The sequence below is a fragment of the Verrucomicrobiota bacterium genome (assembly GCA_034440155.1).
Taxonomy (GTDB): Bacteria; Verrucomicrobiota; Verrucomicrobiia; order JAWXBN01; family JAWXBN01; genus JAWXBN01.
On record JAWXBN010000098.1, the window covers coordinates 23,249 to 45,538 of the forward strand.

20 protein-coding genes and 1 tRNA gene are annotated in these 22,290 nt (G+C 47.6%); 9 read left to right on the plus strand and 12 right to left on the minus strand.

Annotated features, from left to right (window positions below):
• The first annotated feature begins 32 nt into the window (after positions 1-32).
• Genes SGI98_10355 through SGI98_10370 form a run of 4 tightly spaced genes read left to right on the plus strand, consistent with a single transcriptional unit; the run spans position 33 to position 5,059 of the window.
• Positions 33-2,606 (plus strand): DNA topoisomerase III, encoded by a 2,574-nt coding sequence (locus tag SGI98_10355; GenBank protein ID MDZ4743803.1) that lies wholly within the window; start codon positions 33-35, stop codon positions 2,604-2,606.
• Positions 2,569-3,594, plus strand: a complete 1,026-nt coding sequence (locus SGI98_10360) for a tyrosine recombinase XerC (GenBank protein MDZ4743804.1) — start codon at positions 2,569-2,571, stop codon at positions 3,592-3,594. The genes SGI98_10355 and SGI98_10360 overlap by 38 nt, the downstream gene beginning before the upstream one ends.
• Entirely contained in the window at positions 3,591-4,898 is a 1,308-nt protein-coding gene (locus tag SGI98_10365; GenBank protein MDZ4743805.1) for a 3-deoxy-D-manno-octulosonic acid transferase, read from the plus strand. Before SGI98_10360 ends, SGI98_10365 begins: the two co-directional genes overlap by 4 nt.
• A complete protein-coding gene (locus tag SGI98_10370) occupies positions 4,898-5,059 on the plus strand; it encodes a hypothetical protein (protein ID MDZ4743806.1) in 162 nt (53 codons plus the stop codon). Before SGI98_10365 ends, SGI98_10370 begins: the two co-directional genes overlap by 1 nt.
• A 363-nt stretch (positions 5,060-5,422) precedes the next feature.
• On the opposite strand, the gene SGI98_10375 is transcribed toward SGI98_10370, so the two are convergent.
• The 6 genes from SGI98_10375 to SGI98_10400 all read right to left on the minus strand — a co-directional run bounded on the left by SGI98_10375 (position 5,423) and on the right by SGI98_10400 (position 11,219).
• The gene (locus SGI98_10375) at positions 5,423-6,514 is read right to left on the minus strand and encodes a PilT/PilU family type 4a pilus ATPase (GenBank protein ID MDZ4743807.1); all 1,092 of its coding nucleotides are present in this window, start codon (positions 6,512-6,514) and stop codon (positions 5,423-5,425) included.
• Between the two features lie 17 nt (positions 6,515-6,531).
• Complete coding sequence (locus SGI98_10380; GenBank protein ID MDZ4743808.1) at positions 6,532-6,885, minus strand: hypothetical protein; 354 nt, start codon at positions 6,883-6,885, stop codon at positions 6,532-6,534.
• 83 nt (positions 6,886-6,968) lie between these two features.
• A complete protein-coding gene (leuB, locus tag SGI98_10385) occupies positions 6,969-8,054 on the minus strand; it encodes a 3-isopropylmalate dehydrogenase (GenBank protein ID MDZ4743809.1) in 1,086 nt (361 codons plus the stop codon).
• 65 nt (positions 8,055-8,119) lie between these two features.
• Positions 8,120-8,731, minus strand: coding sequence for a 3'-5' exonuclease (locus SGI98_10390; protein ID MDZ4743810.1), 612 nt, complete (start codon positions 8,729-8,731; stop codon positions 8,120-8,122).
• A gap of 89 nt (positions 8,732-8,820) precedes the next feature.
• Positions 8,821-9,852, minus strand: coding sequence for a cytochrome d ubiquinol oxidase subunit II (cydB, locus tag SGI98_10395; protein MDZ4743811.1), 1,032 nt, complete (start codon positions 9,850-9,852; stop codon positions 8,821-8,823).
• Positions 9,849-11,219, minus strand: a complete 1,371-nt coding sequence (locus SGI98_10400) for a cytochrome ubiquinol oxidase subunit I (protein ID MDZ4743812.1) — start codon at positions 11,217-11,219, stop codon at positions 9,849-9,851. The genes cydB and SGI98_10400 overlap by 4 nt, the downstream gene beginning before the upstream one ends.
• 165 nt (positions 11,220-11,384) lie before the next feature.
• Between SGI98_10400 and SGI98_10405 the strand changes: the two genes are divergently transcribed.
• Together SGI98_10405 and SGI98_10410 are read left to right on the plus strand one after the other, a co-directional pair.
• Positions 11,385-12,053, plus strand: coding sequence for a hypothetical protein (locus SGI98_10405; GenBank protein MDZ4743813.1), 669 nt, complete (start codon positions 11,385-11,387; stop codon positions 12,051-12,053).
• Complete coding sequence (locus SGI98_10410; protein ID MDZ4743814.1) at positions 12,050-13,369, plus strand: AarF/UbiB family protein; 1,320 nt, start codon at positions 12,050-12,052, stop codon at positions 13,367-13,369. The genes SGI98_10405 and SGI98_10410 overlap by 4 nt, the downstream gene beginning before the upstream one ends.
• A gap of 107 nt (positions 13,370-13,476) precedes the next feature.
• Here SGI98_10410 and SGI98_10415 read toward each other — a convergent pair whose 3' ends face one another.
• From SGI98_10415 to SGI98_10425, 3 genes are all read right to left on the minus strand, one after another.
• Positions 13,477-13,920, minus strand: coding sequence for a type II toxin-antitoxin system VapC family toxin (locus SGI98_10415; protein ID MDZ4743815.1), 444 nt, complete (start codon positions 13,918-13,920; stop codon positions 13,477-13,479).
• Positions 13,917-14,180 carry a hypothetical protein gene (locus tag SGI98_10420; protein MDZ4743816.1) on the minus strand — a complete coding sequence of 88 codons (264 nt, stop codon included), beginning with the start codon at positions 14,178-14,180 and terminating at the stop codon, positions 13,917-13,919. The genes SGI98_10415 and SGI98_10420 overlap by 4 nt, the downstream gene beginning before the upstream one ends.
• A 554-nt stretch (positions 14,181-14,734) precedes the next feature.
• Positions 14,735-14,809: transfer RNA gene (locus tag SGI98_10425), tRNA-Cys, on the minus strand.
• A gap of 180 nt (positions 14,810-14,989) precedes the next feature.
• On the opposite strand from SGI98_10425, the gene SGI98_10430 reads away from it, so the two are divergent.
• Both SGI98_10430 and SGI98_10435 read left to right on the plus strand, forming a co-directional pair.
• Positions 14,990-16,243 carry a glycosyltransferase gene (locus SGI98_10430; GenBank protein MDZ4743817.1) on the plus strand — a complete coding sequence of 418 codons (1,254 nt, stop codon included), beginning with the start codon at positions 14,990-14,992 and terminating at the stop codon, positions 16,241-16,243.
• A gap of 59 nt (positions 16,244-16,302) precedes the next feature.
• Positions 16,303-18,282: a phospho-sugar mutase gene (locus tag SGI98_10435; GenBank protein ID MDZ4743818.1), complete on the plus strand. Its 1,980-nt coding sequence runs from the start codon at positions 16,303-16,305 to the stop codon at positions 18,280-18,282.
• A 7-nt stretch (positions 18,283-18,289) separates the two neighbouring features.
• On the opposite strand, the gene SGI98_10440 is transcribed toward SGI98_10435, so the two are convergent.
• The 3 genes from SGI98_10440 to SGI98_10450 are packed head-to-tail and all read right to left on the minus strand — an operon-like array spanning position 18,290 to position 21,686.
• Entirely contained in the window at positions 18,290-19,258 is a 969-nt protein-coding gene (locus SGI98_10440) for a GTP-binding protein (protein ID MDZ4743819.1), read from the minus strand.
• Positions 19,259-19,262: 4 nt separating this feature from the next.
• Positions 19,263-20,315: a hypothetical protein gene (locus SGI98_10445; protein ID MDZ4743820.1), complete on the minus strand. Its 1,053-nt coding sequence runs from the start codon at positions 20,313-20,315 to the stop codon at positions 19,263-19,265.
• A 24-nt stretch (positions 20,316-20,339) separates the two neighbouring features.
• Positions 20,340-21,686: a GTP-binding protein gene (locus SGI98_10450; GenBank protein ID MDZ4743821.1), complete on the minus strand. Its 1,347-nt coding sequence runs from the start codon at positions 21,684-21,686 to the stop codon at positions 20,340-20,342.
• 129 nt (positions 21,687-21,815) lie between these two features.
• Here SGI98_10450 and SGI98_10455 point away from each other — a divergent pair, with 129 nt between their 5' ends.
• Positions 21,816-22,265, plus strand: coding sequence for a SufE family protein (locus tag SGI98_10455; GenBank protein ID MDZ4743822.1), 450 nt, complete (start codon positions 21,816-21,818; stop codon positions 22,263-22,265).
• Positions 22,266-22,290: the final 25 nt, after the last annotated feature.

Consider the following 22,290-nt stretch of genomic DNA (forward strand, 5'->3'; position numbering starts at 1 on the left):
AGGGGTGACGGGATAAGAGGAATTTTCAGATCATGGGTAAAACACTTGTCATAGCGGAAAAACCGAGCGTTGCCGCCGATATCACGAAGGCTTTGGGCGGCTTCAAAAAGGAAAAAGACTTTTTTGAAAGTGATCACATGGTCGTGACATCTGCCATCGGCCACTTGGTCGAGCTTTGCCTGTCTCCAGAACTTGAGAAGAAACGTGGTAAATGGAGTTTTGAGAATCTCCCCGTCATTCCAGAGGCATTTTCCCTGCGCCCGATTGAAAAAACAGAGGCCCGGTTCAAACTGTTGAGTAAATTACTCAAGCGCAAGGATATTGATGACGTCATTAATGCATGTGACTCGGGGCGTGAAGGGGAGCTGATCTTCCGTTACATCACGCAGTTAGCCAAAAGTCAAAAGCCTGTGAGACGTTTGTGGCTCCGGTCCATGACCAAAAATGCGATTTGCGACGGGTTTGAAAAATTACGTAACGGTGAAGAGCTCGATCACCTCGCCGATGCTGCTGTGTGCCGTTCGGAATCCGATTGGCTCATCGGGATCAATGGCACCCGCGCCTTTACCGCGCTCGTCTCCAAAGGGGGGGGATTTCACCTCACGACTGTGGGACGCGTACAGACCCCGACCCTAGCCATTCTCGTCGACCGCGAAGCTAAAATCCGGAGGTTCGAGGCGAAAACTTATTGGGAAGTCCACGCCCTTTTCAAGGCAGAGGCTGGGACTTATGAGGGCCGGTGGTTTGATGAAGGATTTAAGAAGCCTGCCCAGGAAGAAGGCGATGATGAGGTGAATCATGCCCGTGCTGAGCGCCTGTGGGATATAAAGAAGGCTGAGGCGATCCGTTCCAAATGCGAGGGGAAACCTGGCATCACCGAAGAGTCGAAGAAACCAGCCTCACAAATGCCTCCCTTGTTATACGATCTGACCTCGTTGCAGCGTGAGGCGAATAAACGTTTTGGACTTTCGGCTAAACGCACATTGCAAATTGCACAAGCCCTTTACGAGAGACACAAGGTCATTACATATCCGAGGACCGATTCTCGTGCCTTGCCTGAAGATTATATCGAGGTCGTGAACCAAACGATGGGGATGCTCAAAGGGACATCATCTTTTGGACAGTATGCAGCCGAGGCATTAAATAAAAAAATGATCCATCCGAATAAACGGATATTTAATAATGCTAAAATCTCGGATCACTTTGCCATTATCCCCACGACGACCGCAGCGGTAAAGCTCGAGGAATTCGAGTACAAGGTCTATGACATGATCACGCGCCGGTTTATTGCGGTTTTTTTCCCAGCAGCACAATTTGAAATCACCACCCGGATCACCCGGGTCGAAAGTGAACCCTTTAAGACCGAAGGTAAAGTGCTTGTGGAGCCCGGTTGGCTAGCGGTTTACGGGCGCACGGTTCAAAACGCCGAGTCTCCGGATGAAGACGAGGATGAGAAGGAAAAGTCGATTATCCCTGTCGGCGACGGGAAAAATGTCCAAACCCAAAATATCGATGTGCTGGAAGCCCTGACAAAACCCCCGGCCCGTTATTCGGAAGCCACCCTATTATCCGCGATGGAAGGGGCGGGTAAATTTGTCGAGGATGATGATCTCCGTGAGGCCATGAGTGAAAAAGGCATCGGGACCCCGGCTACACGTGCCGCGATTATTGACGGCCTTATTTATGAGCAATACATCCGCCGTGATGGGCGCGAGCTCATCCCGACGACCAAGGGCATTACCCTGATCTCGCTTCTGAGAGGGATTAATATTCCGACCCTTTGCTCCCCCGAAATGACGGGAGGATGGGAGCATAAACTTAAACGGATGGAAAAGGGCGAGTTTACTCGCCAAGAATTCATGCGCGAGATTTCCAGCCTGACCAGCGAGATTGTGGAAAAAGCTCGGAATACCACGAGTATTGAAGATATCGCTGGGGAATTCGTCACTTTAAAGACTCCTTGTCCGAAATGCGGAGGCACGGTGAAAGAAAACCTCCGGACATTCAAATGTCTGGCTTGTGATTTTGTCATCTGGAAAAGTATTTCAGGGCGCACATGGGAGCCTGTCGAGGTGGAGGAGTTAATTGAGAAAAAACAGGTCGGGCCCCTTTCCGGATTCAAGAGTAAAATGGGACGCCCCTTCTCGGCTTTGATTAAATTAAATGCTGAGAACAAATCAGAGTTTGTCTTTGAAGGTGGACCTAATGGTGAGAGTGGCGAGCAGGAATATGATTTTTCCAGCCAGGAATCCCTCGGGAAATGTCCGGTTTGCACATCGAATGTCTATGAAACACCCGTCAGCTATGTTTGCGAAAAAGCGGTAGGCAAGGACAAGTCCTGCACTTTCCGTTCCGGCAAAATGATTTTGCAACAACCACTGGATATCCTCCAGATGCGCAAATTGCTTTCGGAGGGGAAAACAGATTTCTTGCCAAAATTCATTTCCACAAAGACTAAACGCCCGTTTGCAGCCTTGCTTAAAATAGGGAAGGGCGGCAAGACGGAGTTTGAATTCGCCCCCCGCGAGAAAAAGCCTAAGGGCGGCAAAAAAGTCGTTTCAAAAACTAATGAAGAAGCAGTCGCCGCACCTACCGAAAACCCCTAACGTGCCGTCACCCTTGGAGCCGACGACACACCAAGGGATTGATCCGCTTCACGAGGCGTTTCTCGGGTACATGAATCTGGAAAGGGGGGCTTCTGAAAAGACATTGAGGAATTACAGGCAAAACATCCTGGAGTTCGTGATTTGGTATGAAGCGACTTACCGGAAGAAACCCGATTGGGAGACGCTGACCCTCCATGATTTCCGTTTTTACCTCTCTGAAATAAGCGGGAAACTCGCGCGGGCGACGGTTTTACTCAGGCTCTCGGGATTACGCTCGTTCTATAAGTACCTCATCAGGTCGAAGCGTTTGACGGAAAATCCCCTGCGCAATTTGCGCTCGCCAAAAAAAACGAGGGGGTTACCGGTTTTTTTGAATCATACCCAGATCGAAAAACTGCTCAACGCACCGTTAGAGATGATGGCCGCCGCACAAGCGCAAATGATCAAGCCAGCGACCGGCCAGAAGAAAAAACAAGGACGTCCGAGTAGCCCTGTGTTAGCCCTGAGGGATGCAGCTTGGTTAGAGTTATTTTATAGCAGCGGGTTACGTATTAGTGAATTAGTGAATCTCCGGCGGCAGGATCTGGATGAATCGGCAGAAGTCGTGCGGGTAATGGGTAAGGGTGCAAAAGAAAGAATGGTGCCAGTCGGTGAGCCTGCAATCAAGGCACTGGAAAAATATTGGGTCCAGGCCGGGCAACCTAAAGGTGATGAGTTTATTTTCTCTGCAAAATCACGAAAACCCTTAAGTGTATTATCCGTGCAAACAAGGTTGAAAAAATATTTGGCATTTGCGGGGATTGATCCAAAGGTCACCCCCCACAAATTGCGCCATTCATTTGCGACACATTTGCTCCAGAACGGGGCAGATTTACGGAGTGTCCAAGAAATGCTTGGTCATAAAAGCCTGGCCGCCACCCAGGTGTATACCCATCTGACCCCGGAACGCATGAAAAAAGTTTACGATCAAACCCATCCACGCGCATGATTCTCCTGATTCTTTATAATTTCCTTTTTTCGCTCGTGTTCCTCCTGGCGCTGCCATTTTATGCCTATAAAATGGTCAAACGAGGTAAATACCGTGACGGTATCCTCGAACGTTTTGGGGTTTATTCCCCCGCCTTAAGAAAAGAACTCCGTGGGAAAACGGTCATCTGGATTCAAGCCGTCAGTGTCGGCGAGGTGATGGCGGCATTAAAGTTAATCGACGAGCTCAAGGCACAATACACGCAGGCTAAAATCCTCCTGACGACCACAACGGCGCGTGGGTATCAAGTCGCGACACAAAAGGTGCCCGCCGATGTGGTTGTCGCTTATTACCCGCTGGATTTTTATGCGCCGGTGCTTTCGGCATTCCTGACATTCCGGCCGCAATTAATCCTGCTTATGGAAGGTGAAATCTGGCCGAATATGATGTGGATGGCCAAACGGGCGGGAATCCCTGTGGGTTTGGCGAATGCCGATCTTTCCCGACGTTCGGAACGGCGTTATAAACGGTTTGGAATCCTCTTCCGGCCGATTTTCAAAATCTTCACATGGGTATTTACCCAGACACGTGAAGATGAGGGAAGGTTTGATCCGTTGGGCGTGAGAAAGGAGGCTCTCCAAACTGTGGGTAGCCTGAAATTTGATACGGCGATCCCGACACGTCCACTGCCCTTTGACGCCGGAAAATTATTGATACTATGTGGGGTAGGACAGGCACGCCCGATTTTTGTTGCGGGGAGTACCCATGAAGGGGAAGAAGAGGTCATTATCCGTGTTTACCAGAAGCTCAAGGAGCAATTTCCCGGTTTATTCCTGATTCTGGCTCCGCGCCATGATGAAAGAACCAAAGAAGTCGAGGGGATCTTGGACCGCTTTGGTGTGGGATACTCAAAAAGAACCGAGATGGTCGAGTCCGGTGTGATCGACCTTGCGGGTTCGGATTGTCTCTTGATTAATACCACGGGTGAGCTCAGGGCTTGGTATGAGGCGGCAACCGTGATTGTTATTGGAAACAGCCTCGTCGGGCACAAGGGCGGGCATAATATTATCGAGGCGGCGATTACCGGGCATCCTGTCATCTATGGTCCAAATATGCAGGATTGGGAGCAAATTGCCGCGCAATTTGTCTGCGCCGGGGCTGCTATCCAGGTGGCGACAGAAGATGCCTTGATTCTTGAAATTGCTGGATTACTGAATAACCCTTCACAAAAGGAAGAGGTTGGACAAAAAGCCAAGGATTTAATCCTCAAAAATATGGGGGCAGCGAAGCGAACAGTGGAAATAATCAGCCGCTGTGTGAAGTAATGAGAAAAATCCTTTCAGCCCTGTTTCTATTGATTGTCGGAATCTCCTTTATCCTCTTGTTACCCCGGGTGAATGCCCGTTATTTGGCGATGATGTATTTGGGGCTCGGCATTTATCTACTTCTGCGCAGTTGGTGGCGGCGGGTGATCAAGCCAGATTAGGTTTCCCGGGCCTTTCCGAGATAGCGCAAGGCGAGCACGACAAAAACGACCCCCATTCCTAATCCGATGAAGGGATTCGATGAGGAACGTTCCCCGGTGAGAATGACTTCCACCCCGCGCAATGAAAGACCCACTCCTAAAAGCTAAAAACGAGAACGAATAAATAGTATATTACTTTCATATGACTGGCAGGGTACGTGGGAGAATGTTTTGAGCAATAAAAAATCATGTGATTTAGGAACGAATCTCTCAGTCGCCAAAATCTTAATCTCATCAATAGAAGGCGAAATGCTTTACGTGATGGCCGTGACAATGACTTCGGGGCGGTGGTTGTGAATAAATAATCACGAAGTCAAAAATCACTCATCCCATGATTCTGCGGTCGTCACCGAGATTAATGCCTTTAAGTTTCATTTTGAGTGCATCGGGATTCGGCGCGTATGTCATGGCGAGGGTTTCATCGATGCAATTTGCTTTGACTAGGTCGTAAATAGCTTGGTTAAAATTCTGCATGCCATCTTCCCGACCTGTCTCGATGGCCATCGGGAGTTTGTCGAGTTTGTCTTCTTCGAGTAATTTGCGGACCGTCGGTGTATTGAGGAGAATTTCAAGGGCTGGATAAACGCCATTGCCGTCTTTGGCAGGAATCAGCCGCTGGCACATAATTCCTCGGAGACAGAGGGCAAATTGGCGACGGATCTGCGACTGTTCTTCCGAAGGGAAAAAATCCAAGAGTCTTGTGACCGCTTGGGTGGCGGTAGCGCTGTGTAATGTGCTGAGGACTAAGTGTCCCGTTTCCGCTGCCCTGAACGAGGCCATCACGCTGGAGTCATCCCTCATTTCCCCGATAACGATGACGTCAGGGTCTTGGCGCATGACATTGATGAGCGCATGTTTAAAGTCCATGGTGTCCAGTCCCACTTCCCTTTGATTAAAAACAGAAAGTTTATCTTCAAAAAGGTATTCAATCGGATCTTCCAGGGTAACGATATGCAGCTTTTGAGTTTCATTGATCCAATCAAGCATGGCGGCCAGAGACGTGGACTTTCCCGAGCCGGTGGCTCCACAGATGAGGATAATCCCATCCCCGTGGTCCCCGATGGATTTTGCATGAGCCGGGAGATTAAGATTTTCCCACTTAGGAATTTCACTTTTTACATGCCGCAAGGCTAGACTTAGTTTTCCCCTTTGATGGAAGATATTTGCCCGGAAGCGACCGATGCCGGATTCATCAAATGAAAAGTCGATTTCCCTTTCCTCATCGAATTTCTTGCGCAGGTAGGGCGGGAGGAGGTATTGGACGAATTGTTGGCAGGTTTCTGACGGGATGATCGTATCCGGCACAGGCATTAACTCGCTGGATACCCGGTAAATCAAGAGGGCATCACTTTTGATATGAATGTCTGATGCCCCTGATTGGACAGCGCCTGAGAGAATCTGTTTGAGATATTCCATGTGGGCAAAAGGATAGCCTATGAAGAGACATGAATCAATCTTGATGCTGATTGGAGTGCTTTGGTGGAGATATCCAAGCATTTGGTGAAGTAAAGGGTGACATCGTAGGCGGAATGGCTATCCGTGACCTTGTCACAGGTAATCACCACCCCATTACATTTGACCTTTCGATATTTATGGTCGTTTACCTTTATCTCGAGGTTGATGGAGAGTTCAGTCCCAAATTGAAAATACCAATTTGTCCGCAAACACATACCTTTATCACAGATTTTAAAGTGGTCAGGGGAAAAACAGACCTTTTCATCATCAAAACACATGTTTACGACACGGGCATTTGATTTCGATGATCCATGAATAGGAGAATGGGACATGACGATAAAATCAATATAGGGAGGTTTCTTATTCTGTCAAAAGACAGAATAAGAAAATGGAGGGTTTATCCTGTCCCCTGTGCTTAGATTGCCGCACAAATCAGGTCGCCGATTTCCCGGGTATTCACCCTTTTTGTCCCCTCGGAATAGATGTCACCTGTCCGGTAACCCTCTGAAATGACTTTCTCGACGGCGTTTTCAATCGCCTGGGCAGCAGCTTCGTGAGCGAAACTATAACGGAGCATCATGGCGGCCGAAAGGATCTGGGCAATCGGATTCGCGATTCCTTTGCCTGCGATATCAGGGGCGGTCCCGCCGCTGGGTTCGTACATACCAAATGTACCTTCAGCCAAGCTGGCACTCGGCAGCATACCCAAGGACCCGGTGATCATGGCCATTTCATCACTAAGGATGTCCCCAAACATATTTTCGCAGAGTAATACATCAAATTGTTTGGGGTTACGTACGAGCTGCATGGCTGCATTATCGACATACATGTGGATGAGCTCGACCTCAGGATATTCCTTCGCAATTTGCGTCACGGTTTTGCGCCATTGGACACTATTTTCGAGTACATTAGCCTTGTCTATGGAGTGCAATTTTCGGGCGCGTTTTTGTGCAGCCTTAAACGCGACATGCGTGATTCGCTCGATTTCGGGGGTCGTATAAACCATGGTATCGATGGAGCGAACCCCTTTACCGTCTTCGAGTGGTTCGGATTTTTTGGGTTGGCCAAAGTAGATGCCGCCGGTGAGCTCGCGGATACAAAGGACATTAAAACCACCTTCAATGATGGACTGTTTTAATGGGGACGCATGGGTAAGTCCCTCATAACAGATGGCCGGACGGAGATTGGCGTAGAGCCCGAATAATTTGCGTAGGGGGAGGAGGGCTGCACGTTCGGGCTGTTCATGGGGGGGCAGTTTTTCCCATTTGGGTCCGCCGACTGAGCCGAAAAGGATTGCTTGGGAGGCACGGCAGCTTTCAATCGTAGAGTCGGGAAGAGCCTTCCCGTGGTTATCGATGGCGATCCCGCCGACATCGGCGTGTTTAATATCGAAAGTGAAAGAAAATTTTTGACCGATTTTATCGATTACTTTCAAGGCCTCAGCCATGACTTCAGGTCCGATTCCGTCCCCCGGTAAACAAGCAATTTTGAAATTTGACATAAGGCCAACAGGAATAGCGGGTGTGCAGAAAAATTCAATAGCTTCTTTATTTCCTTAAAAAAAATTCAAGGTGTCGCATGAGCACTATTTTGGAGGGCCAGATAAACCCGGAGCGCAGCGTAAGAGTCATTGGCCGCGTAGAGGATTTGTTTTTCAGTCAGATTTGGGCGGGACCAGTCGGAAGTAGTTGTTTTTTTCGATTTTGAAAGTTTCTGACTAAAGAGCATGGCGATAGCGGTTTTTGCTCCAATGGTATTTTTATGGCCAAGCTGATTGAATGAATGATTAAGGTCGATGATGCCTTGGGGTTCTACCCCAAATTTACGGGTGATAAATTTCAGATCGTCCTTGAGTCCGAATCCGATTTTGAGGATGCCGGGGGATTGAAGCAGCTCAATGATGGCAGGAATAGAATCTTTACAATTCGCCTGGAAAATCCAGGCGTTTTCCAAGGTGGAAAATTGCAGGATATGGGGGCCTTGTGACACCTCGTCTTTCCTGAATGTGGGCCTCGACTCGGTATCAAATCCGATTAAATGGTATTGAGATAATTTTTCTAACGCCCTCTGGGCCTCGTGCGGCCCGGACACGACAGATATGTCCTTGAGGTCCAAGCCACAAAAAGGTTCAAGTATAGCAATTTGCTCTCTGCTTGGGGAGGCGGGTTGTTTTATCATCAAGCAATACTCTATTTTTATCCTGATAAAACAGGAAGTAAAAAATCGCACCCTGATGATTGTCTCGAAAATGACAAAATCAGGTAAAACTAGTAACTCATCTGGTCGAGCTTCACTTTGCCGCGGAAAATGTAATAAACGCTGACTGTGTAGGCGATAACAACGGGTAAACCGATAATCGCCATGAGTAACATGATGCCGAGGGTTTTTTGTGAGGAACAGGCATTATAAATCGTCAATGAGTATTCAGGATTGGGATTACTGTAAACCATGTGAGGAAAATAACCGATTCCAAAAATCACCATCAGAGCAGCAATTGAAAAACAAGAGGACATGAAAGCGAAGAAATCGCGGCCTTTATGAATTTCCCGAGGGATATTGGCAATCGCTAGCATATTCAAGATGGCGATAATGAAGAGTGATGGATTATGTTTAAAAATGTCGACCATGTGTGGGACATAGAGGAGAGTCGCCATCGTGGTGGTAGCGTAACAAATAATAAAGATGATGATAAGTCGGTTCACCCAACCGCGGATTTTTTTCTGGAGGTCACCTTCGGTTTTCATCACTAGATAGATCGATCCATGCATCATGAACAGGGCGACAGTAGTGACTCCCATCATGAGGGCATAAGGATGGAGCATGCTTAAGAAATCCCCGGCATATTCCCCGTCGGCTCCAATAGGGACTCCGTAGGCGAGATTCCCCATGGTCACACCAATGAGGAAACCCAAGAGCAGGCTACCGAGGAAAAAACCGATGTCCCACATTTCCCGCCACCATTTCATGGGTTGTTTACTGCGGAACTCAATAGCGACTGCCCGGAAAATGAGGGCAAAAAGCAAAAGCTTGATAACGATGTAAAACCCAGAGAAAACCGTCGCATAAACAATCGGGAAAGCGGCGAAAAGGGCTCCCGCGCCAGTGACCAGCCAGACTTCATTGCCGTCCCACACCGGGCCGATGGAGTTCAGCGTGATCCGGCGTTCCTGGTCGGTCTTTGTAAAGAGATGCAGGGCACCCACACCAAGATCAAATCCGTCGAGGATGGCGTATCCTGTAAATAACACGCCGACGAGCACGAACCATACTATATTCAGGTCTAAGCCCAGTTCTGTCATTTGTTTTTCTCCGGTAAAGCGAGTTTTCCTGTGGGGATAAGGTCTTTATCATCGGGTCCATGCTGGATCTTTTCATTCAACAAATAGAGGAAAACCATAAAGAGCAGGAAATAAATCAGGACGAACATGATGAGAGAGAAAAGAACGGCTTCTGCTTTGACGGTTTTTGACAGGCCTTCTGATGTTTTCATGAGACCATAAACAATCCAAGGCTGGCGTCCCATTTCGGCGGTGTACCAACCGGCCTGATTAGCTACCTGAGGACCGAGAACGGAGAGGACGAGGATGAATTGGAGCCACTTCCATTTGAAGAGCCAGCCTTTATACCAGGCGAACACCGTAAAAAAGGATAAACCGATCAATCCCATACCGATGGCGATCATGAGATGATAAACTTGGAAGACAGCATTGATTAATTGAGGGCGGCCCCATTCTGGTGATATCGTATCGAAACCTTTCACAGGTGTTTCAAAGTTTTTATGGGCGAGGAAACTCAGGCCACCGGGGATATAAAGACCGTATACTTTTTCAGCTTCCACATCGACCCATCCGAAAATATACATGGGTGTATAGGGTTTCGTTTTGAAGACCCCTTCCATGGCGGCAAGCTTCGCGGGCTGGTACTTCATGACGATATCAGCGGAGCGGCTGCCCGAGTATAACTGGAGAAGGGAGGTGATACAGGCGACGGTCAGGGCGATCTGGAGGGATCTTTTAGCGAATTCCAGATGACGATTCTTTAATATGTAATAGGCACTCAGACTGATCACAAGCCATGCACCCGCCTGCCAACATCCGACCAGTGTATGGAAAAGCCTGTCCATGGATGATGGATTAAAGACCATGGCCCAGAAATCGGTGATTTCAGCCCTTGCGGTTTTTCCTTCACCGACAATACGATATCCTGCCGGGGTCTGCATCCAGCTATTAGCGACAATGATCCAGACAGCACTGAAATGAGCACCTAGACACACCATACAAGTCGAGAAAAAGTGAAACCCGGGTTTTACCTTGTCCCAGCCGAAAACAAGAATAGCCAGAAATCCAGACTCAAGGAAAAAGGCGAAAATCCCTTCTGCCGCCAGCGCGCTGCCAAACACATCGCCGACAAATCGTGAGTAAGTGGCCCAGTTTGTACCGAACTCAAACTCCATAACGATCCCGCTGGCCACGCCGATCGCAAAAATCAGGGCGAAAATTTTCGTCCAAAAACGGGCCATTTGGTGGTAGATATTATTTTTAGTCTTCAGCCAGAGACCCTCTGTAATCACCATGATAACACCTAACCCAATGCTCAAAGGGGGATAGATATAGTGGAAGGAAATAGTGAAGGCGAACTGTATGCGGGAGAGTATTTCGACATCCATTGTGGGTGAATCATGGCCATTCCTTCTTTCCATGGCAAGTTTGAATTTGTGTCGCTGTCGTAAAAAAGAGCTGAAGACTCTTAATTGTGATTTATATATTTAAATCTAGACGGCAAGTAATGGAATGCGTGTTGCATTTTTAACGAATAATGGGATTTGTATGGGATGAAAACCGATCCAAAGCTCAAAAACCGTATATTGGCTGCGTATATTGATTCTTTTAAGGAAAAAGGAGTGCCGCCTGTTTCTGCATATACCTTTTGCAAATCGCTAAAAATTACGGAAAAATCCTTTTACCAAGAGTTTCCATCACTAGAGGCTGTCGAAAAAGTTTATTGGCAGAATATGATTAAAAAAGTCATTGCAGCCATCGAAAGGGGAGGGGAATGGAAACAGTTTACGTCTAAACAACAGCTTTTGGTATTCCTCTATGCCTTTTTTGAGGAAGCTCTGGATCACAGGACCCTGCTACTTGTGCGGATGAGGCAGGTATCACCCATGGAAAAGCCGGCATGTTTTTCGGGGTTTGAATCGGTTTATAAGGATTTTATCAGACGAGTTCTCAAAAAGGGGGTGGAAACCAAAGAAATCGCAGCCCGTGGCAAATTGCAGGCTTTTTATCCCGAGTTATTTTATTTCCATCTCCGTGCGGTAATCGATTTTAACCTCAAAGATGCAAGCGAGGGATATGAAAGGACTGATGCCCTGATCGAGAAGTCTGTGACCTTTATTTTTGATCTCCTGCGGACTTCCGCCATTGAGTCGGGTTTTGATCTAGGTAAAATGTTTATCTCCATGATGCGCCCCGCAAATTGCGCAGATGATCATTCATGAAATCCCAAGACTCAATCCGTAGTTCAAAAGTTTCCAGAATAGCTGCCTTGGCGGGAACCGGTGCCAAAGTGGGGATGAATTATTTAAAGCATTATGGCAAGAAAGCGATTACGGGGAAAGCGGACCGTGAAGAGTTAAACCGTAATAATGCTAAGGATATTTATCAGACATTCAGCCATTTGAAAGGAGGCCCTCTTAAAGTGGCCCAAATGCTGAGTATCGACCAGAATATGCTCCCCGCGGCTTATGCCAAAGAGTTTTCGCAAGCCCAATATTCCGCCCCACCCTTATCATACCCCCTCGTGGTCCGCACCTTCCGCCGTGAATTTGGTAAAGAGCCTTTGGGGATTTTTGATTGTTTTGGTGCTGATGCAGTCAGTGGGGCATCCATCGGCCAAGTACATAAAGCCGGCTTGGGTAAAAAAGAATTTGCCGTGAAAGTGCAGTATCCCGGTGTGGCTGACAGTTTGAAAAGCGATTTGGCAGTGGTCAAACCCTTAGCACTCCAGATCATGGGCCTCAAAGAAGCTGATGTGATCGATTATTTTAATGAAGTGGAAACCCGCTTGCTCGAAGAGACTAATTATGATTTGGAGCTGAAACGTTCCGTAGACCTCTCTAGGCGTTCAGCTTTGGTTAAGAACGTTTGTTTTCCCGAGTATTACCCGGAATTCTCCTCCAAACGTATTCTCTGTATGGATTGGGTCGATGGTATCACGATTGATAAATTTGCCGATGGTGATCCTTCCCAGAATGAACGGGATTTAATCGGCCAAGCCCTTTGGGACTTTTATGACCATCAGGTCAATGTCCTCAGGGAATTCCATGCGGACCCTCATCCGGGGAATTTCCTGGTGCATAAAAATAAACTCTGGGTCTTGGATTTCGGTTGCACAAAATCCCTCGATGATGATTTTTATCAGAAACATTTTATTTTTCTAGATCCCGGCATATTGGATGATCCTGCATTATTCCAAGAGGCTATGAGGAATATGAATATCATCCTGCCCACCGATACTCGTGAGGAAAAGCAGAGATTGATGGATATTTGTGAACGCTCAATCAGGATGCTGGCCCGCCCATTCCATGAGGGGGAGTTCGACTTTGGGGATCCGTCTTATTTAAAGGAAATTTACCAGATGGCAGAGGAAAATGAACGAATAGGGGGAGGGTTTCGTTCTCTGAAAGGTAAAAGAGGATCTGCCCATAGCCTGTATGTGAATCGGACTTATTTCGGGCTCTACAGCCTTTTGGCGAGACTGAAGGCAAAGGTGAAGACTTCCCATCGGGGCCGGCTTTACAAAGAGGCTGTATAATTTAGAAATCTGATGTCTATTTGCAGGGAAATGGCGTTTGGCTTTTTATGGGTAGATTGTGCGTCTGGAGTAAATCTCCTAGACCCACTCACTGGAAATGACAAGAATCACGATGGAATGATATTGATCCCGCGCAAACCAAAAAGGGGTGCGGCTATCAATAAATGGCGGTCATTGGAGAAAATTTCGTCGAATCCATTTTCGGCGGCAGAGGCCAAATGCAAAGCATCGGCAGCCCGGATAAAAGTGTTTGCAGGAGCGGACGCATAAACATTCTCGACACGAGCCACTATTTCCTCCGTGATCGGTAACCACCGGATGACTCCTTGCGTAATATCCATCCTTAGCTGAGCGAGAAATCCCAAGAGTTGGGGATGAGTAGCGTATCCTTCCCGAAACTTCCGATGGCAGACTGAAATTACTTCTGCCTTCCCGTGGAGGGAACAGACCAGTTCGCTCACTGTACCCATATGTTTTTGAACCTCAGCATATCCATCCTCAGCGCATAGGGTTTTGAAAATATAGGCAGAATCGTAATAAACAGACTTCATCGAGCGTCACGATCCTCACCAATCATGTGAGTGGAGTTCTGCCCAGCAGAAAAAGCGCCTGCCTGTAAGATAGCCTCATACTCAGGTAATAATTTGCGGTGACTCAGAGCAGATTGCTCGATTTTTGCAGTTAAGGCAGATCTTGAAAGTTCATGCTCTAACGATGATAATACAATATCCCTCAATGACTTACCTGTCTCGATAGCTCGAATTTTAGTCCTTTTATAGAGGACTTCAGGAATATCAATAGTTGTTTTCATAGATACATATTGCCGTATTTATGCTTTTACGTCAATCCGCATCTTTTTAAGTTTTCTCGCTAAAATTATTATCTACCTCGAACTTTCTTGAATGATTCGAAAACGACTAGTCATCATAAACATTGAATTTCCCCTAGTGGTGAAAAAATAAGTTCAAACCAATAATAAAAACCCGTGCGTCGACTGTATCTTATTTTTGGCTTCTCTCGGAGGTTAAGGGGTGTCAGCACCTTGTAATATCCAAACGTACAGTACTCCTTCAAGTGCTTCCTCTACGGAATATCCCTCTCAACTCAGATAATTGTTATTCCAATATGTCAACCGATAATCCAACTGTAGGATTCAGGTTAAAACCTTTGTTATGACAGGGCACCTTAGATGGGGAGGGCTATCAGGACATGATTGGACAAAGCCTTTGTCTAAGACGTTTGAAAATACTTCTTAGGCCAACCTAAAACGTCCCTGAGAAAATAGAACTAGTGATTAGTTTTGCTTGTTTTTTGAACTCTTGAAAGCGAGTTTTAAGCAATAGAATAAGTGCTTCTGTAAGGAATTGGAGGCGGAGGTCGGAATCGAACCGACTCATAGGGCTTTTGCAGAGCCCGGCCTTCCCACTTGGCAACTCCGCCTTCATAAAAAGCATCGGTGAGGAAATATGGGGCTTGTCGGGTTCGGCATCAAGTCTAATCTCTGAAAATGATGCCGGAAGGGCTCTTAAAAAGCTTTTTTTCTCGCTCTTAGGGTTTTATCAGCGTAGTAAAAAAGATGCTTGGAGAGGGAAGGAATCACCTGTAACAAGCGGAGTAACCATGAAAATATGTGATTTGACCCAGTTTTATTCACCCGATAGCGGGGGGGTAAAACGTTATCTGACTGAAAAACAGGCCTATATTGCCGAGTATACAGCTCATGACCATGTACTGATCGTGCCCGGGGCCACCTCCGGAGTCACCCAAGAAGGACAGACCAGAATCCATACGATCCGTTCCCCCCGGATCACACCGACATCACGTTACCGGATGATGCTTCGGATGAATGAATTGCACCGGATATTGGAGCAGGAAATGCCGGATATTATTGAATTAGGCGATCCCTATCATGTGGCTTGGTCAGCGGTTAAATTTGCGGATATCCATAAGATCCCGGTCGTGGGATTTTATCATAGTAACTTTCCCGAGGCTTATGTCCGGACATTCATGCGGTTTTTTGGTTCTGGAATCGCCCATGCTTCTGAGCGGTATGCACAGAATTACGTATGTAGACTCTATAACCGGATGACAGCGACATTGGTGCCTTCACCCGGGCTCCATCAGTTACTTTCCAGCTGGGGTGTAAAAAAACTCTTTGATGTGGACTTGGGTGTGGACATACAGACTTTTTCTCCTGAGATGGCGCAGCCCGCCCAATTACGCAAAAATCTGGGATTACCCGAATCAACCAAGCTTTTGCTTTATGTGACGAGGTTATCCCGGGAAAAAAATGTCCAGACACTTTTGAATGCTTTTGAGCTTTTGGTGCAGGCTTCAGATCCCCATCTTACGATTCCTGCGCCTCCCGTGACGCAAGGAATCGGGGCGGATCCTGTTCGTCCCGTCATTCGTGATACCCAATCGGGGGCCAAACCCTATCACCTGATTATTGTGGGGGATGGTCCGCTCAAAAAAGCTGTTCAAGCGACAGCTAACCGTACAAAGGCCCTCACCCATTTGCCCTATATCTCGGATAAGTCTAAGCTGGCTACCCTTTATGCGAGTGTCGATCTTTTTGTCCATCCCGGTGTGCTGGAAACATTTGGCCTCGCGGCATTAGAAGCGCAGAGCTGTGGCACCCCGGTATGCGGAATCAAGGGCAGCCGTTTAGACAGGATTATTTTCACCGGCCTGAAATTCTGGGCGAGTATGAATAGTCCAGAGAATCTGGCGAATGCCATCCAGCAAATGTGTTTCTTGGATTTGAAGGCAATGGGTCAGGAAGCGCGTAAGGCGGTTGTCGAGAAATACTCTTGGCCATCGGTTTTTGACAAGCTTTTCAGTATCTATGCCGAGTTAACCGGGAAAAAATGATTTGTTCGACCCGCTAGGCAAGGTCTTGATCTCTTCGCGTATCTTTGTAAAGTGAAGGCATGTCACTGGTTTCCCGTCATTTGATTTTCGCTGAAAGTAAAAAGTCCATCTTACCTTCTACATTGTCTAACGCCCTCTTGATCTATAACAAAGTCGGCACCCCCGACTGGGTCAAAGAGAGCATTCAAGAGCTTGTCCATGATCATAACTGGAAAGAACTCAATGACCGTTTCTATAAACAAATGTCATTTGGTACTGGGGGGATCCGTGGCCGGACAATCGGGAATACAATTACATCTACTGAAGAGGGAATCCCCACGGAGCTCGGTCGCCCGCAGCACCCGGCCGTCGGTACGAATACGATGAATGAGTATAATTTGATCCGTGCCGTAAAAGGACTCTGCCGCTACGTTCTCAAAAATTTCCAGCCCACTCCCGAATGCCCTCGTCCACGAATGGTTTTCGCCCATGATACCCGCCATTTTTCACGTGAATTTGCAGAGATGGCCGCCCGTGTCGTCCAAAGAATGGGAGTCGATGTCTCGCTTTTTGAGAGTGAACGTTCCACTCCAGAACTCTCCTTCGCCCTCAGGCATTTGAATGCCCATGCAGGTGGGGTCATCACGGCTAGTCATAATCCGGCCCATGATAATGGATTTAAAGTCTATTATTCGGATGGTGCCCAAATCGTCGATCCCCATGCATCCGGGATTATCGATGAAGTCAATGCCGGCTCGGATCAGCCGACTGAAGAAGGGGCGATGGTCACCCCCGGAGAGTACGCGGTCCTGGGTGCAGAGATAGATGACTTATACGTTCAAAAACTGCTCACCCTCTTGCTTGATGCACCGATGGTCCAGTCGCAGCAGGCGAATTTAAAAATCGTCTATTCACCCCTGCATGGGACTGGGGTGAAATTAATCCCGCGTATTTTGAGTGAGCTGGGTTTTAGCCATAGCCTTGTGGAGGCTCAATCATCAGCCGATGGGCGTTTCCCCACGGTTTCTACTCCGAACCCAGAATATCCAGCGAGCTTAAAGATGGCCATCGAGCAGGCAGAGTCCCTCGGAGCTGATTTGGTAGTGGCCACGGATCCGGATACCGATCGTATGGGGGCTGCCGCCCGGGATTCACAAGGGGAGCTTGTTTTATTAAGCGGGAATCAGATTGCCTCCTTAATCGCCTTTTACCGGACTCATAAACTAACGGAGCAAGGCGTTATCAATGGGAATAATGCCAAAGACCATGCGGCCCTGATCAAAACCGTAGTGACCACTGACTTACTGAAATCGATCGCCACCCACTTTGGTGTTAAAATCGTGGAGACACTCACGGGCTTTAAATACATAGCGGAGAAGCTGGGTGACTATGAGCAAATTGTTCTTGATGCCAAAAAGATGACAACGGCGGAATACTCCGCACTCAATGAGCGGGCGAAACGCGACTTACTCCTGAAATACAGCACATATTATATCTTTGGGGGAGAGGAAAGTTACGGTTACAGTGCCTCGGACTTTGTCCGGGATAAGGATGCGAATGCCGCTGTCCTGATGTTTTGTGAAACAGCTGCTTTTGCTAAAGCACAGGGATTAACCCTGGTGCAAATGCTCGATGATATCTACATGCGTTTGGGATTTTTCTCGGAGATACTGGGACAAATCACCCTGGAAGGTGCTGAAGGGGCCCAGAAGATTAAAAGGTTACTCGCCTCTTATGCGGAAAATCAACCGGCTGAGCTCGCTGGGAGAAAGATAGTGAAAGTCCAGCGTTTTGACCAAGAGGATATGCATGATGTGGACGGCAAATTGCTCCCCAAAGAATTAATGTATTTATACCATTTTGAAGATGGTGGACGCGTGGCCGTGCGGGGGTCAGGCACAGAACCTAAAGTCAAATATTACCTCTTTGCCCAAAAGTTACCCAGAGCCGGTGGGGTCTTTACAGTCGCAGAGCTGGCTTTGGCTAAATCCACTACAGACACCTTGCTCAAAGAGTCTTGGAAGGTTATTGAGCAAAATGCGCAAGAACGAATGGCCTAACCGATGATTATTTGAGGGTTTCTTCCAATTGCGCTGTCAGGCTTTTCTGGTCGATTTTTGGCCCGATAAATACAAGTTGTGAAAAGGGTTCTTCCCCGGCGAGCCATTCCTTGTCCCAATACATGGAGAAACGGTTGTTTACCCCGTGGAAAATGGCTTTTCTCTTTTCATCGGCAACAAAGATAATTCCTTTGCTCCGGATCACCCGTCCTTTCTCGCTAATGGATTGTACCCATGTCTCAAACTTCACCAGGTTAAATGGTTTTTTTGTCGTATAACTGAATGAAATGATATCCGTGTCATGGTGGTGGTGGGACTCATTCAGAAGGTCAGGTTCCAGTTGGAGCTTTTGATTCACGTCAAATACACCGACATCCAAAACCTCCTTGAGGGGGATGACGCCGTTTTGTGTTTTGAGGATGCGGGCAAAAGGATTAAGTTCGCGCAATTTGCGTTCAAGGGTGAGGATATCCGACATCGGGACAAGGTCTGTTTTATTAATAACGAGGAAGTCGCCGAGGCGCACTTGGTCTTCCACGGTGGCGCTGACATCAAATTGTTTTTGAAAATTTTCGGCATCCACGAGTGTGATGATCGAATCCAAGCGGACGATTTTCTGGAGCTCGGGAATATTAAAGAATGTCTGGGCTACGGGGCCGGGATTAGCCAGCCCAGTGGTTTCGATAATGATATAGTCGAGTTGATTTTTCCGTTCAAAGAGTTTGCGTATGGATTTAACGAGGTCGGTGCGGACAGTGCAGCATATACAGCCGTTATTCATTTCGAGGACTTCTTCGTCCCCTTTTTCGATCAAGGCATTATCGATGTTGATCGCCCCAAATTCATTAATAATCAATCCGATTTTATAACCGTGTTTTTCTTTCAGGATATAATTCAGGGTCGTTGTTTTTCCGGCTCCGAGGAAACCGGTAAGGATGGAAATGGGGGTGATTTTGTATGTGGATACTTCGGGCATAAGATTATTTGGTTAAATTAACATTCCAGACGCGTAATGATCCCCTTTCGCCACCTGCGGCGATTTGTTTGCCATCAGGGCTCCAAGCCATGGATTGCAGGGGATCGTCATCCAAGGCGCGTATGGCGACGAAGTTTTTGATTGATTGGCTGTAAAGCTCGATATGTCCCGCAGACGTGCCTACGGCGAGGAGAAGGGGTTCTTTCGGGTGATAAGCCATCGTAGCAATTTGCCCCGCTACCGTTTCGAACATTTCGGGGGTGGACCCCGAGGGGCCAGTCCCTTTAAAGTCCCAAATCGTGACATTATTCAGGTTTGCAGAGGCCAAATAGCGGCTCTGGGGATTCCATGCGATGGATTGGATTTTGACGGCGTAACCGCTCATGTGCAGGTCTTCGACCTTTTGTTTAATCGGCCAGATATGGAGGGATGAGTCTTGGTTACCTGAAGCGATCCATTTTCCGCTAGGACTCCAGCGGATGGTCAGGAGGGAGCCTTTATAGGCTAAGGGGGTCATGGAGGCGAGGTCACTAATATCCCAGAGGGAGATACCACCGTAACTAGCGACCGCCAGCTCGGGTTTGCCGTGATTCCAGTCGAGTCCCGCGATCGTGCCGCCATGCTCGGGCGATGTAAAAATAAGTGTGCCGTCGGATTTCCAGATATAAACTTTTTTCGCTGCGCTGGTGGCGAGGTATTCCCCGCAAGCCGACCATGCCCCGTGCTCGACCCATGCTCCGGCATGGTCGAGGTCTTGGACTTTACTGAAATCGTCGAGGGAATAAATGGCTGCCTTTTTATTATCATATCCGATGGCGAGCAAATTGCGCACAGGATTCGTGTTATTCCAGAAAGTCCCGGCTGCCGCCCCGGGGAGGGCGGATATTTTTTTGCCGGTCTGCGCCTCATGGATGAGTGTATCCCCATCCACGGGAGAGGAGCAAAGTAAACGGTTATCGAAACTATAAGACATGGCGATGACACAGGCGTCGAATCGGGTTTCAAAAACGGGAGTGTATTTTTTTGCAATCTCTGCTGTATCGATCTGTTTGGGCATGGCGGGATTTTTTAGAGGTAGGGTTTAAATAAGACAGGCTTTGAATTCCTTATTCAGGGATTCACGGTTGAGATTCCGCCCGATAAAGACGAGTTGATTGCGGCGGGGGCGTGATCCCCAGGGTTTATCAGGTTGCCCGTCGAAGATCATGTGGACTGCTTGGAAGACAAATTGGTTAGGTTCACCCTCGATACTGACGATGCCTTTCATCCGGAAAATATCAGCTCCTTTATCCCGGAGCAATTTGCTCAACCATTGGTTGAATTTATCCGGGTTCAAATCCCCCGGAGTATCGATCCCGACGGAAGAAATGGAGTGATCATGCTCGTGGGGGGTGGAGAATTCTTCAAAAAATTCTGCATTCACCGTTTGCCCGTCTTTGACGAGTTTCATTTTGAATTCTTGTGGTCCGTGCTGGGTGACCATGCCATAACTCCCGCTTGTTTCGATGGTCAAAGGGAATTTAGCCCCGGTTTCCCCCACGGATAATGAGAATAACTTGAGTCCGGGGGTAATGGCTTCACCGGGAGCCTTCACCTCCGGTTTTGTCGTAAAGAGTTCTTCGGCTTGATGCTCCATGTGGTGGAATTCGTGGTGCGAGCAATTTGCCGTGGGGATGAAGGTCATTTGCATGGAGGGGTCCGGACCGGAATCGAGGGATAATTCATAATGACCGGCCTCAAGCTGGTAGAGTCCGCCCCACTCGAAGGGTTTTTCCTCTTGAAGGAAATGAGGGTCGAGTTCGAGGGTTTTATTTAAGTCAAAGGCACGGATATTGAGTAATTTACCTACCTCGATCTCCGCATTTTGAGTCCGGTGGATCGTGACAAACCGGTTCATGGCATGGATCCGTTTTTCTAAGGCTACCAATTGTTCTTCCGGTACGAGGTCAGTTTTATTCAAGAGTAGGACATCGGCAAAAGCAATTTGCTTCCGGCATTGGTCGTTATCGTCGATGTGCTGGAGGACGTGTTTGGCATCGACGACGGTGATAATGGCATCGACTTGGAAATTATCCTTCATCTCGTTATCGATAAAAAATGTCTGTACGACCGGGGCCGGATCGGCCAAACCCGTGGTCTCAATCATGATATGGTCAAATTTATCTTTCCTTTTCATTAACCTCCCGAGAATCCGGATCAGGTCACCACGCACCGTACAGCAGATGCAGCCGTTATTCATTTCAAAGAGTTCTTCATCAGCACTCACGACCAGTTCATTATCGATACCGATCTCGCCAAATTCATTTTCGATTACAGCGATTCTTTTGCCGTGTTTCGTGGTGAGGATGCGGTTGAGCAGGGTGGTCTTGCCTGCGCCTAGAAATCCTGTAATGACGGTGACGGGTATTGGATTGGTCATATCGGACATAATTCAAGTGCTCCAGTAGGTGAAATTTGAGTACTAATTTGGTTATTTTTTATCGAAATGCAAGCCCGCTCATAGGAAGGGATGAATTTATTGTTTGTCGATTTTAGGAGGAGCAGTTACTTTGTGTGTATGTCAGGCCAGAAAACTATTCCCGAAATCCAGGTGGAAATTGTCGATAATTACTCGTTTTTCGATGATTGGATGGATAAGTATGCACAAATTATCGAAGAAGGTAAAAAATTAACCCCTTTTCCGGAGGAATACCGGAATGATCAATTTAAGGTGCAAGGGTGTGTCTCGCAAGTCTGGCTCCATTCCGAGTTAAAAGAAGGGAAGGTTTTTTTTCATGCGGACAGTGATGCCATCATCACCAAGGGGCTTATTGCGCTTTTATTACAAGTTTATTCCGGACAGTCACCAGCGGATATCGTGCAAAATCCCCCGGTTTTCCTTGAGAAGATGGAGCTGGGGAAACATCTTTCACCCAATAGGTCAAACGGCCTAGTCTCCATGGTGCGGGATATCCGTAACTACGCCACAGCTTATGTCCAGATGTCAGAGGCCGGGAGCCGGATGTAAGTATTTTGACAGATTGGTATTTAGC